Raw genomic sequence first — 12,601 nt, 5'->3', positions numbered from 1 at the left:
TGGCCTCGCTGTTCAGCCGTCGAACCGCAGGATCGAACCCGAGCGGCCGGACCAGAAGCGGCGTCCGTTCGTGCGCACTTCGTACTCGGTTCCGGGCGCGAGGTGCTCGATGACGAACTCGCCGTCCTCGTTCGCGCGGACGCGGCGGACGAGCGCGGAGAAGCCAGGGAAGTCGACCGGCGTCACTTCGTGGTGCATGGTGCTCGCGACCTCCTCGTCCATGCCGAGGTCCGCGCCACGCGCCCCCAGTGCGGCGGCCGTCGCGACCACCGTCGCCCCGGGCGCGACGCGCAGGATCCGCTCGACGGGCGGACCCGGTTCGAGTCGCAGCATCGTGCTCGCGTACCAGACTTCGCTCGGATGCACGGGGTGCGCGCGCGACGTCGCGGCGGCCACGAGGATCTCCCACTCGCCCGCAGGCAGATCGAACTCGACCTCGGAGTAGCCGGCGTCGTTCCAGGTGAACGCGAAGTAGCGGTCGTCGCCGGTCGCTCGGCGCAACGCCGCGCCCGTGTAGTGGATGCCGGGAGCGAACAGGTCGCCCTCGAGCGGAACCTGCAGGCGGACGTGGATCTGGGCCTCGACCTCGATCGGCACGTCCACGTCGACGACCGCGCCGACGACCGGCGTGAACGGGGTGGCGGCGAACGACGTGGCGACGGCCCAGTCTTCGCCCACGGTCGGCGGGAGTCGCAGCACGAGTGGCCGCAGGCCCAGCTCCTCGGTCGGCAGTCCGCGCAGTTCGACCGTCGTCCGGTCGGCGGTGAACGTCACGACGTCCACGAGCGGTTGGTCGTCGGCGAACACCTCGAGGACGCTGTTCGCCCCGTCGATGCGGCCGTCGAGTTCGAAGCCGTACAGGCGCGCGGTGAGGTCTTCGAGCTCGACCCCCTCGCGATCCACGAAGCGCATGTGCGTGCGCACCACGGTGCTCGGCGTCGGCGCGAGCACGCCCAGGTCCACGAACTCGCCCGCGGCCACGTCGAACTCGAGGTCGCAGAAGGCGACGACGCCGCCAGGCTCGCTCCAGCGCGCGACCAAGCGGTGCATCCCGGGCCGCGTCGACAGCCATTCGAAGGAACCGTCGGCCGCGAGCTCGATCGGTGAACCGTCCACGACGCTTCCGTCGCGCAGCACCGGCGGTCGAACGGACTGCCACCAGTGCTTGGGCCGCGCACGGTACTTCGCGTCGAACTGCGCGTCGGTCGCGCCGTAGGGCAGGCGGCCGAAGTAGCCGCCGACCGCGCCCGCGCGCACGTACACGGTGACGTCGTCGCCGTCGTCGCAGTGGAAGCCGCGTTGGACGTGCCTGCCGAGCTCGGCGACCGCGTCGCTCCCGACATCGCGGACCAGATCGACCGGCCCGTTCGCGACGACGCGGATGCCGAGCGGGCCGGCGACCACCACGTCCTCGAACAGGGCCGGCAGCTCGAGCTCTCCCTGTCGCCGAGCGATGCCGAAGGGCGCGAGGAACGGCGCCTCTCCCCACTCGGGGCGCCGACCGGGTGTGAGCGAGGTCACCGGTGCGAAGAAGGCCGACTCGCGCAGGTTCGCGAGCAAGGTGCTGCATCGCATGGCGTCGGTCGATTCGTCGAGCAGCTCGCGAAGATGGTCCGCGAAGTCCTCGAGGCGCTCGGCACGGGGCGTGGGCTCGCGCAGGCCCTCGAGCGGGCGAGCGTGGCGGGACGCGACGACGGCATGTGCAAGCTCCGGCGCCCAGGGCGCCCCCGGCTCGAGCTCGATGCGCACGGTCGACGTCGGGTGCAGCTGGAGCCGGCGATCGACCTCGGAAGCCTGGGCGACGGCGGCGCCCGTGGTGACGCGTGGCGCGAAGCCCTCGACCACGACGGCGATCAGCGCACCGGGCGCGAGTGCGTCGGCGGCGAGCGCTTCGTCGGGTGCGTGGACGCGCCGTTCGCCGTCCGCTGCGAACCACAGGACGCGGAACGTCTCGAACGTGCGGTCGGTGCGCACGTCGTAGGGCTGGAACGCATCGCGCCAGGTGTGCAGCGCACCGACCGTGGTGCGGGCTGCGGCGCCACCCGCGCGTGGATCGGCGCCGGCGACCAGGTCGGCCGCGGGCGTCGCCACGTCGGTCCCAGCCCGGTCGTCCGCGTCCGCGTCGATGCGCACGATGTCGTCCGATGGCTGCTCGACGACCGGCTCGACGAGGATCGGCGGATTCGTGTCGCGCCCGGCCCAGGCGATGAGCGCGAGGCCGAGCGCGAACACCACACCGAAGCCGGCGAGCAGGACGCGAACGGGATCGGGCGAGGAAGCGGGCACGGAGAAGAGCCTAGCGTCGGGGCAGGGATCGCGGCGGTCGGCTCAGCTCGCCGTCGCTCACAGCTCGGTCAACGACCCCGCCGCGCCGGTGCGGATGAGGCGGTCGGTGTTGACCACGCTGTACTCGGTGTTGGGCAGGAGCCCGTTGACGGTGAAGCGGCCCTCGTCGTCGGCACGCGAGCCGTCCCACAACGTTCCGAGCTCTCTGGGTGCACCGACGGGCACGAGCTGTATGCGACTGAACCCGTCGTCCGGGTCCACGCCGAACTCTGCAACTCCTCCGCGAACACTCGCACCGGGCGTGAGGGGAACCGTCACGGACTGCGGCTGACCGGTGGTCACCGCCACCTCGAGTCGCCCGGCGTAGTGAGTCAGCTGCGATGGATCGATGTCGTGCTCGATCGTGTCGTCGACCATTCGGACGCTCCTGGCGTCCGCGGCCACGAAGATCACCCAAGATCCTTGGCCGAGGGACACATGGCCTGTGGTGGCCCAGTCCCTGCTCGAATGGACCACGGCCACTCGCCCAAAGTCGACCTCGACGACTTCTTCCGTCGCGGAGTTCCACGCCATCGCGCTCACCGACTGGGAAGTGTTCGGACCTTCGGGAGGCACCACGACCGTCACTTCGAACGGCGTGGCGGGCTCGAGGACGAGGCGCAGTTCGAACCCCGAGTCGGCGCCGACCACGATCTGCTGTGGATACTCCCAACGGGCACGGAACTCGGCGCCAACGTCGTCGGGCAGAGCGAAGCCCCAGACCCTGAGGGTGTGGCCGCCGACGGGCACGCCCGCAACCTGGATCGGCTCGAACGATCCCGCCGCACCGCCGAAGCCGAGGATGCTCGCACGCTCGCGAGCGGCGGCCTCGTCCAGCGGGTCCGCGAGTGATTCGTCTTCGAGCCGTATCGAGTCGACCTCATCGATGGCAGCCATGGGCGAGAGCCAGACACCCCACGTGGTCGGCTCGACACGACCTCCGAGGCGTGAACGGTCGACTTCGCCATTCACGACGACCACGGGTGTGAACGTGATCAGCGAACCATCGTTGGGCGTGAGCAGCCCGACGTCATGGATCTGTCCCGCCTCCAGCACGAACTCTCGCACCGCCCGCTGGTGGAAGCCGGCCCCGTCGATCCAACTCGCCTCGAGCCGCCGCGGTCCGGGGACGATGGAGTCCAATTCGAAGCCTCCGTCGTCGTCGATCACCAAGAATGGCCACTGGCGCCAAGTGTCTGGAGTCACTTCGATCGACACGTCGAACACCCCCTGTGGAATCCGACCGATCACCTTCCCCCGACCGAAGGCCCTGAGCGAGAGCACGATCGGCTCCACGAATGGCAGCGCGTACTCGATCGAACGGTCTGGCTGCAGCACGTTTCCAACCGCGTCGCTCAACTCGTCGCCTCCAGCGCAGTGGGAGTAGAGGGAGACGCTCGAACCTGCGGGAAGGTCGGCGATCGACTGCGGAAGCGTGGAGGCTTCGAAAGACGCTCGTGTGGAGGTCCAGGCGTCGAGGGGGCTCCGAGCGAGCTCGAACAGTCCGTGGACACTCGAGGTGCGTACCGCCCAGCGAACGCGGCGGCCACGAACGAGAGCCGAGTCGCTCCCGGCCAAGATTCCCGCGAGCACGGGTGCGAAGCCCACGACCTGGGGCCACTCGCTGTCGTTGCAGTGTCCGTGCGTCAGTGAATCGGCCCTCGCCGCGCGGACACCGGCTTCGGTGCGCTCGACGGTGACTGCGAAGCTCTCGACCGATGCCGCCGCTTCGCCGACGAACTCCACACGCACGACGGCCGACGGATGCATGCGCACGCGGAGCGGACCGTCGGTGACGTCGAGGAGATCCGCGGGGAAGAACGCCCGCGGGCAGTGCCGGTCGGTGTCGAGCGCGGCCAAGGTGAACTCGTCGAGGTCGCCGTCCTCGACGAAGCTCGCGAGGTCACGCACGGTGCGCTCGCCCTCGCCCGTGACGTGGATCACGTTGGCGCCATCGATCGGCTCGCCGGTCGTGTCGTCCACGGCGAGCAGCAGGTCCGACCACCGGCGCCCGTCCAGTCGGCCGTCGAGCGCGACGCGGGTCGGTTCGACCGGCTCGGCGACGATGGCCTCGGCTTCGGTCGAGCCGGACTCGACCGCCGTGCCCGCCAGATCGACGTCGCCGAGCGCGTCATCGCCCCCGGCCGCCTGCACGTCGGGAGCGGCATCGAAGCGGCTCAGGTCCGCGGCCTCGTCGGGCGCGCGGAGCACGAAGTAGGCGACCGTCGCGACGAGGACGACGAACGCAGCAGCGAGCGCGGCGTGGCGGTTCTTCATGGTGCGTGGTCCGGGGCGGGCGGACCGGAGCACTCTAGCAAGGTGCTCCGAGCGGCGACGTGGTGCCTGACGCCGTACCGGTCGACCGACCGCGGTCCGTCGGGATGCGGCTCGACTCGCCCTGGATCACAGCTCGGTCAACGACCCCGCCGCGCCGGTGCGGACGACTTTGTCGGTATCGGCGACGCGGTACTCGGTGTCGGGCAACAGGCCTTCGACGGTGACGCGACCGTCCTCGTCCTCCTCGTAACCGATCCACATGCCCGACAGCGAAGCCGGTGCGCCGACCGGGACGAGCTCGACCCAACCGAACCAGCTGCCCTCGTCGAGGCCGAAGCCCTCCCCTCCGCCGCGCACGCTCGCCGCAGGTGCAGCTCGAATCGTGACGGACCGACCCAGCCCTCCGGACACCTCCACCTCGCCCCGACCTGTGTGCCTGACCAGCTCGACTTGGCCGACTTCGGTGCCGTCCGCGCCCTGCTCGTCCCAGTGCTCCATGTCCTCGGCATCGACGACGGCCACGATCGTCCAGGTACCCGGCCCGAGGGACACACTGCCGCTGGCCGTCCAACTCGCGCTCGTTCCGAACTCCATCGACGACTCGAACTCGACCTCGACGACCTCCTCCGTCACCGCGTTCCAAGCCAACGCGCGAACGGACTGCATCACGTTCTCGCCACCTGCGGGGACCTCGACGCTCACGGGACACGGCGTGGCCGGTACCATCAGGAGGCGCGCCTCGTACCGAGCGTCGCCACCGACGTCGATCACGGACTCGATCTCCCAGCCGGCGAAGCGGTAGCTCTCGGTGACGTCCTCGGGCAGTTCCGGATCCCAGAGTGCGAGGTCGTACCGACCGGGGGGAACGCCCGCGAAGTGGATCGGATCGAAACCGTCGGCGGAGGCCGAGAAGTCGGTTCCGCTCGCCGCCTGCGACTCGATCGACTCGAGGAACGTCGACATGAAGGCCTCGTCCTCCAGCTGCCACTCCTCGAGCGCGCTCCAGTCGACCTCGTCGAGCCCCGAGACCGGCGACAGCCAGACGCTCCAACTCGTCGGATCGATGCGTCCGCCCAGGCGCGACGGGTCGATCTCGCCATCCACCACGAGCACCGGGACGATCGAGATCAAAGCGCCACCTGCCGGTTCGAGGAGACCGACGTCGTGCGTCTCGCCCGCCTCGACCTCGAAACTCGCCTCGGCGCGCTGACGCAGTCCGAGCTCGTCGGTCCAGGTGGCGGTGAGGCGCTGGTGGCCGGGACGCAGACCTTCGACGCGGAAGCCTCCGTCGTCTGCGAGCTCGGCCTCGTTCCAGCCCCACCACTCGAACTCGCCGTCGCCGTCATCGTCGTCGACCAACTCGACGTCGACCTCCACGGACGTCGCGCGCTCGGGAACGCGCCCGACCACGGTCGCTTCGCCGAGGAAGCGCACCGACACGACGATCGGCCCTTCGGCGTCCAGGGTGTACTCCTTGGCCATCCAGAAGTGGTGCTCGACACCGTCGGCATCCACGAGGAGGACGTTCGCCGTGGAATCGAGGGAGAGCGAGACGGAGTAACCATCGGGCAAGTCGTCGATCGTCCTGGGCAGGGACGGAGGATTCACGAGCGCCGCGTTGGAAGCGACGAACGCGAGCGGGTCCCGGCGAAGGTCGAACATGGGATGGACGCTCTCCGTCCGCTCGGCCCACTTGATCTGTCGGCGGCGGGACCGTTCGTCGACGCCTTCCGAGAGAACGTGCGCGAGCGTCGGAGCGAAGGCGAGGAGCGGATCGAGCTCGTCCGCGTGTTCGAACCCGAGCTCGCGGACCTCGTCGGGTTCGCGGTCCCAGTTCTCGAAGCCGTTGGTCGTGAACGTGAGCTTCGGGAGCGGATCCGGAGCGTCACCGATGACCTCGAGACGAACCTGCGCGGACGGGAACATCCGAACGTGCAGCGGTCCGCTGTCGACGTCGGCGAGCTCCTCGGGGAAGAACGCGCGCGGACAGTGGTGGTCGGTGTCGAGCGCAGCCGCGGTGCGCGCGTCGAGGTCACCGGTGCGAACGACACTCGCGAGCGGTCGCACCGTGCGCACGCCCTTCGCGTCGACGTGGATCACGTGGCCGCCTTCGATCGGCGCACCGGTCCGGTCGTCCACGGGGAAGAGGAGGTCGGCCCAGGTGCGCCCGTCGAGCGCGTCGTCGATCGCCGTGCGCGTCGGAGCGGCGGGCTCGGTCTCGATCGCAGGCTCTGGCGCCCCCGTGGCCGTCCCTCCGTCCGCCAGGTCCACGTCGCCGAGCGGGGCGTCGTCCTCGGTGACGTGCACAGCCGGCGCGTCGTCGAAGCGGCTCAGATCGGCCGGCTCGTCGGGCGTGCGGAGCAGGAAGTAGGCGATCGCGACCGAGAGGGTCACGAATCCGGCAGCGAGCGCGGCGTGGCTGTTCTTCATGGTGCCTGGGTCGGGGCGGGCGGGCCGGAGCACTCTAGCAAGGCGTGCCGCGTGGCACTTTCGTGCCTGACGCCGTACCGATCCACGTCTCGTTCAAACCGCGGTCTCGTGCTCCGAGATCGACATCCCGGCCGTCAGCGTCATGCGCAGCACGTCCTCGGACGTCATGTCCAACTCGGTCACCCAGGCGCGCGGCACGACGAGCATGTAGCCGCCCAGTTGGTAGCTCATCGGCAGGTACACGACCACGCGCTCGTCGCCCTCCTCGCGCGAGACCGGCGCGGCGTCCTCGCGTGTCAGGAAGCCGACCAACGACACGCGCTCGCCGTCCTCGCCGTCACCGCGCCGAAAGTCGATGCGCACCGCGGTGTTCAACTTGCGCTCGTCCTCGGTCGACGCGAGGAAGCTCATCAAATCCTTCATCGGGCCGTAGATCGACTTCACGAGCGGGAGTCGTTCGATGCGTTCGCCGATCCAGTCGTAGATCTGGCGCACGACGACCGCGCGCATGACGACACCGATGCCGAGCACCAGCGCGAAGCCCAGCACCACGCCGGTCCCGGGCACGTACATGCCTTCGCCCAGTAGCCAGCGCGCGACCGCTCCCAACGACTTCTCGGCCGTCGTCGCGAGCCACCAGAGCAGGTACAGCGTGACCGCGACGGGGAGCACCGCCGCGAGTCCGCGCAGGAACGTCTTGCCGATCCACTTGGGTCCCATGATTCGTCGCGGGCTCAGCGCTGCTCGAGGGGGCGGACCGCGATGGAGCGGAACTGGATCGGAAAGCTCTCGGACTGGATCGAGATCGTGCCGCGGTCGATCCGGACGTCACCGGCGGCCTCGGCGAGACGGCGCCCGTCCGCGTCGTTCGTGTCGTACTGCGCGTGCGAGTAGCGCAGCACGTCCCGGCCTTCGAGGCGGTGCACGATCTCGCCGTTGCCGTGCACCTCGACCTCGATCGTGACCCATTCGTCGCCGCGGTAGGTGCGCGGCGAATCGGCGTCGGTGCAGTGGCGCGTCACCAGCTCTTCCCCCATCACCACGTGCGTGCCGGGCGTGCACAGGTTGCCGTTGGGGCGTTCGTCGTCGCGCCCTTCGCCGAGCGGCGCCTCGCCCAGAAGTTGCACCTCGATCGAGACCGGGAACGCCTGGTCGAGGCCCATCTGGTCGGGCCGCTCGCCGTGGATCATCAGCCCGCTGTTGCGATAGGCCCAACCGGGCGCTCCGGCCATCTGCTCGCCGACGAAGCGGTACTCCGCGCGCAGGACGTAGTGCGACAGCTCGAGCTCGTGGAAGAGGTGGCCGAAACGCCCGTCGAACGTCCCGTCGCCGTAGCCGTCGTAGGACACGGTCAACAGGCCGTCCTCGACGCGGAACGTCCGGAGCGGATCCTCACCCGCCGCGAGGCCGACGATCTTGGGCGTCCAGCCGGCCAGAGACTCGCCGTCGAAGAGCGGGATCCACTTGGACACGGCTTCGGGTCGCGCGTCCGTGGCCGGTGTCGAGGCGTCGCCGCCCCGGTCGGTGCCGGCGCAGCTCGCGAGGATCGACGCCGCCAAGAGGAGTGAGGTCTGGACGAGGCGCCGCGCGCTGCGGCCGACGTCGGATCGGTGTTGCTGCATCGCGGCAGCGTACACGGATCACAGGTGGGCGCCGCACCGACGGCAGAACACCGCGTCGTAACGGTGACCGGACACGCCGCAGGTCTGACAGGCGTTGGTCGAGACGTGGGGCACGGAACTGCCGGGAGCGCGGTCCGGCTCGTTCGAGCGTGCGATCTCGGCGGTCACGATGCCCGTCGGCACGGCGATGATCCCGTAGCCCATGATCATGATGATCGACGCGATGAAGCGCCCGAGGTCGGTCTGGGGCGCGATGTCGCCGTAGCCGACGGTCGTGAGCGTGACGATCGCCCAGTACATGCCCTGGGGGATGCTCCCGAAACCGTTCGCCTTGCCCTCGACGAGGTACATGAGCGCGCCGAACACGATCACCAGCGTCAGGACGGCGAAGACGAAGACTGCGATCTTGCGGCGGCTGGCGAGCAGCGCGCGCATCAGCGTGTCGGACTCGCGGACGTAGTGCGCCAGCTTCAGCACTCGGAAGACGCGCAGGATCCGCAGGATGCGAATGACGAGCAGCGCCTGGGTCCCGGGCAGGATCAAGCTGATGTACGTGGGCAGGATCGCGAGCAGGTCGACGATGCCGAAAAAGCTCCTGGCATAGCGCATCGGCTTGGCGACGCACGCGAGCCGCAGCAGGTACTCGACCGTGAAGAGCAGCGTGAACGCCCACTCGGCGGCCTGCAAGGTCGAACGGTACGGCGCGTTCGGGCCGCCGACGCTCTCGACGCTCTCGAGCATCACCGCGACGATGCTGGCGACGATCGAGACGATCAGGACGACGTCGAAGGCCTTCCCGAGCGGCGTGTCGGCCTCGAAGATGATCTCGTGCGCGCGAGCCCGCCAGCCGCTCAAGCTCGGTGTTCCTCCGTCGGGCATGGTCGCAGTCTAGGCGGGCGACGGCTCGGAACCCTTCGGCGCGACGGTCGCACCGCACCGTGAGGTTCGCCACCGGCACGGGGTCGGCGGCACCGTTCGGAATGGCACGGTTCCGCGGCACGGGCCGGAACGGCGCACGCGGGTTCGGGCCGTACGCGGCGACGTGCGAGCGAAGGCAGCGATCGCGAGCGGCGGTGCACCTCGACGGCTCCGACGATGGTCCTACCCGCCACTTCGCGCTGCCACCCGAGCCGACGACATCTCCCGACGCTCCACGGTGATGCGAGCACGATCCGACGCGACGTCTGGCGGCGGCGCGCCGACGGTGGTGCTGGGCCTGGCGACCTGCGCGATCGCGCGAGTCCGAGCGACCGCCGCGGTGAGAGTCGTGCTCGAACGCTCGTGCTCCGACACGAGGGCGCGGAACGCGTCCCCGCCGGGCCGCCACCCGAGCCGACGACTCTCCCGACGCTCCACGGTGATGCGAGCACGATCCGACGCGACGTCTGGCGGCGGCGCGCCGACGGTGGTGCTGGGCCTGGCGACCTGCGCGATCGCTCGGATCCGAGCGACCGCCGCGGTGGGAGTCGTGCTCGAACGCTCGTGCTCCGACACGAGGGCGCCGAACGCGTCCCCGACGGGTCGCCACCCGAGCCGACGACTCTCCCGACGCTCCACGGTGATGCGAGCACGATCCGACGCGACGTCTGGCGGCGGCGCGCCGACGGTGGTGCTGGGCCTGCCGACCTGCGCGATCGCTCGGATCCGAGCGACCGCCGCGGTGGGAGTCGTGCTCGAACGCTCGTGCTCCGACACGAGGGCGCCGAACGCGTACCCGACGGGCCGCAATGCAGGCCGACGAGGAAACGGCCAGCCACGGCGCCCTTGGGCTCCTGTGTCGGTTCGAGGTCGTGCGGCCAAGGGCTGCGCGGCGATCGGAGCTCGAGCCCACGCGCATCCGCTCGGTTTCGACCGCCGCTCGTCCCAGCGCAGTTGGATCTCGACGGGCGTGGCGCGGCGCGCCTATCCTCGCGGCCGATGGAACCGAGACTGCGGCTCGCGAGCGCCCTGCGCGAGACCTTCCGAGAAGGGTACGGCGCTCGCGACCTGCGCTCCGATCTGGAGGCCGGCTGCATCGTCGGCATCGTCGCGCTGCCGCTGTCCATGGCTCTGGCGATCGCGTCCGGAGTCGCGCCGCAGTACGGACTCGTGACGGCGATCGTGGCCGGCGGTCTGTGCGCCCTGCTCGGCGGTTCGCGCGTCCAGGTCAGCGGACCGACCGCCGCCTTCGTCGCGATCCTGGCGCCGATCGCGATCGAGCACGGGCACCGCGGACTGGCACTCGCGAGCGCGATGGCGGGCATCCTGCTGGTCGCGGCGGGGCTGTTCCGGCTCGGCCGCCTGGTGCAGTTCATGCCCTACCCGGTGACGATCGGGTTCACGGCGGGCATCGGCATCTCGCTGATGGTGCTGCAACTCCAGCCGTTGCTCGGGCTCGATCTGACGACGGCGGGAACGATCGACGGTACGCCGGAGAGGCTGTTCGCTTCGTTGCACGCGCTCGGGTCGGCGCGGCCTTACGACATGCTGACCGCCGGCGTCACGCTCGCGGTGCTGCTCGGATGGAAGTACGTGCCGACGCGCGTGCCGGCCGCCCTGGTGGCGCTACCGATCGGAGCACTCGTCGCGTGGCTCGCGAACCGCTACGTGCCGGGGGCCGACGTCGTCACGCTCGCGTCGCGGTTCGGCACGCCGCAACACCCGGCGGGCATCCCGCAGGTGCTGCCCGCGCTGCTCGCGCCTTGGAACCTGCCGGGCGCGGGCGGGCTGGCCACGAGCGGAGCGGACGCGCTGCCGTCGCTCGAGCTGGTCCGGACCCTGTTCCCGAGCGCCGTCGTCATCGCCGTTCTGGCCGCGATCGAGTCGCTCCTGTCGGCGGTGGTGTCCGACGGCATGACGGGCCGGCGGCACGACCCGAACGTCGAACTGGTCGCGATCGGCGCCAGCAACATCGTCGCACCCTTCTTCGGCGGCATCGCGGCGACGGGCGCGATCGCGCGCACGGCCACGAACGCGCGCAGCGGGGCGCGCTCCCCCATCGCGAGCATGACGCACGCCGCGTTCGTGCTGGCCGCGATGCTGCTGCTGGCGCCGGCGCTGGGCCTGTTGCCGATGGCCTCGCTGGCGGCGCTGCTGATGGTGGTGGCCTGGAACATGAGCGAGGCGCCCCACGTGCTGCGCATGGTCCGCACGGCGCCGCGCCCCGACCTGCTCGTGCTGCTGACGTGCCTCGTGCTGACCGTGGTGTTCGACCTGACGATCTCGGTCGGCGTCGGGGTGGGACTCGCCGGCCTCTTGTTCATGCAGCGGATGATCGAGGTCGGCGAGGGTCGGCTGCTCGAGCGCACGGACTCGTCGCTCGAGGGCGATCTCCCCGATGGCCTGGTCGTGTTCGAGATCGCCGGGCCGCTGTTCTTCGGGGCGGCGCACAAGGCGACGAGCCAGCTGGTGCGCCTCGATCCCGGAAGGACGCGCGTGGTCGTGCTCGACCTGACGAACGTTCCCGTCGTGGACAGCACCGGGCTGGTCAACCTGAACTCGGCGGTCGCGCACCTGGTGAAGCACGGCGCGAAGGTGCTGCTCAGCGGGGTGCGCAAGGGGCCCTACCGCGACCTCGAGCGCGCGGGGCTGGTGGGCGACGGGGGCACGCTCGAACACCATCCGACGCTCGAGGCCGGGGTTCGCGCCGCCCGTGCGCGGCTCGAGGAACTCGACCGGGGCGGGCCCGCCGACCCGGCCTGAGGGCGCCGCTGGGAGCGCTGGCTCGGCTCAGTCGCGCAAGCGCAGAGGACAGCGCTTGCACCGCTTGTGCGGCGGCTTGTCACAGCACTTCGACTTGACCTTGCGGTCCGTGCGCTTGTCCTTCTTCTTGCCCATGGCGCGGGAAAGGTAGGTCGCCACGGGGCCCCGCGCCCGCCTTTTCTTGAGATTCGTTCTCAAGAGGGGTGATCGGTACGGCGTCCGGTACGGCGTCAGGCACGCAAGTGCCACCTGCCGCCGACGACGCT

At 70.2% G+C, this 12,601-nt stretch carries 7 protein-coding genes; 1 reads left to right on the top strand and 6 read right to left on the bottom strand.

Annotated elements, in window-relative coordinates; genetic code table 11:
• Positions 1-12 precede the first annotated feature (12 nt).
• The 6 genes from Pla163_RS01610 to Pla163_RS01585 form a co-directional block, all read right to left on the bottom strand.
• Positions 13-2,286: a hypothetical protein gene (locus Pla163_RS01610; protein ID WP_145182573.1), complete on the bottom strand. Its 2,274-nt coding sequence runs from the start codon at positions 2,284-2,286 to the stop codon at positions 13-15.
• 57 nt (positions 2,287-2,343) lie between these two features.
• The gene (locus Pla163_RS01605; protein WP_145182570.1) at positions 2,344-4,602 is read right to left on the bottom strand and encodes a hypothetical protein; all 2,259 of its coding nucleotides are present in this window, start codon (positions 4,600-4,602) and stop codon (positions 2,344-2,346) included.
• Positions 4,603-4,728: 126 nt separating this feature from the next.
• Positions 4,729-7,032: a hypothetical protein gene (locus Pla163_RS01600; RefSeq protein ID WP_145182567.1), complete on the bottom strand. Its 2,304-nt coding sequence runs from the start codon at positions 7,030-7,032 to the stop codon at positions 4,729-4,731.
• 93 nt (positions 7,033-7,125) lie between these two features.
• Positions 7,126-7,752 (bottom strand): DUF502 domain-containing protein, encoded by a 627-nt coding sequence (locus Pla163_RS01595; RefSeq protein WP_145182564.1) that lies wholly within the window; start codon positions 7,750-7,752, stop codon positions 7,126-7,128.
• A 14-nt stretch (positions 7,753-7,766) separates the two neighbouring features.
• A complete protein-coding gene (locus Pla163_RS01590; RefSeq protein ID WP_145182561.1) occupies positions 7,767-8,654 on the bottom strand; it encodes a 3-keto-disaccharide hydrolase in 888 nt (295 codons plus the stop codon).
• 18 nt (positions 8,655-8,672) lie between these two features.
• Positions 8,673-9,533, bottom strand: a complete 861-nt coding sequence (locus Pla163_RS01585; protein ID WP_145182558.1) for an ion transporter — start codon at positions 9,531-9,533, stop codon at positions 8,673-8,675.
• 1,038 nt (positions 9,534-10,571) lie between these two features.
• On the opposite strand from Pla163_RS01585, the gene Pla163_RS01580 reads away from it, so the two are divergent.
• A complete protein-coding gene (locus tag Pla163_RS01580) occupies positions 10,572-12,335 on the top strand; it encodes a SulP family inorganic anion transporter (RefSeq protein ID WP_419186200.1) in 1,764 nt (587 codons plus the stop codon).
• The last annotated feature ends 266 nt before the right edge of the window (positions 12,336-12,601 follow it).

Source organism: Rohdeia mirabilis (assembly GCA_007750655.1).
GTDB lineage: Bacteria > Planctomycetota > UBA1135 > UBA1135.
Note: the sequence above shows the minus strand (reverse complement) of the source record. Positions and strands in the feature narration are given on the sequence as shown.

Coding starts and splice junctions, on each gene's coding strand:
- Pla163_RS01585 (WP_145182558.1), bottom strand. CDS start 9,533: ATGCCCGACGGAGGAACACCGAGCTTGAGCGGCTGGCGGGCTCGCGCG.
- Pla163_RS01595 (WP_145182564.1), bottom strand. CDS start 7,752: ATGGGACCCAAGTGGATCGGCAAGACGTTCCTGCGCGGACTCGCGGCG.
- Pla163_RS01580 (WP_419186200.1), top strand. CDS start 10,572: ATGGAACCGAGACTGCGGCTCGCGAGCGCCCTGCGCGAGACCTTCCGA.
- Pla163_RS01590 (WP_145182561.1), bottom strand. CDS start 8,654: ATGCAGCAACACCGATCCGACGTCGGCCGCAGCGCGCGGCGCCTCGTC.
- Pla163_RS01605 (WP_145182570.1), bottom strand. CDS start 4,602: ATGAAGAACCGCCACGCCGCGCTCGCTGCTGCGTTCGTCGTCCTCGTC.
- Pla163_RS01600 (WP_145182567.1), bottom strand. CDS start 7,032: ATGAAGAACAGCCACGCCGCGCTCGCTGCCGGATTCGTGACCCTCTCG.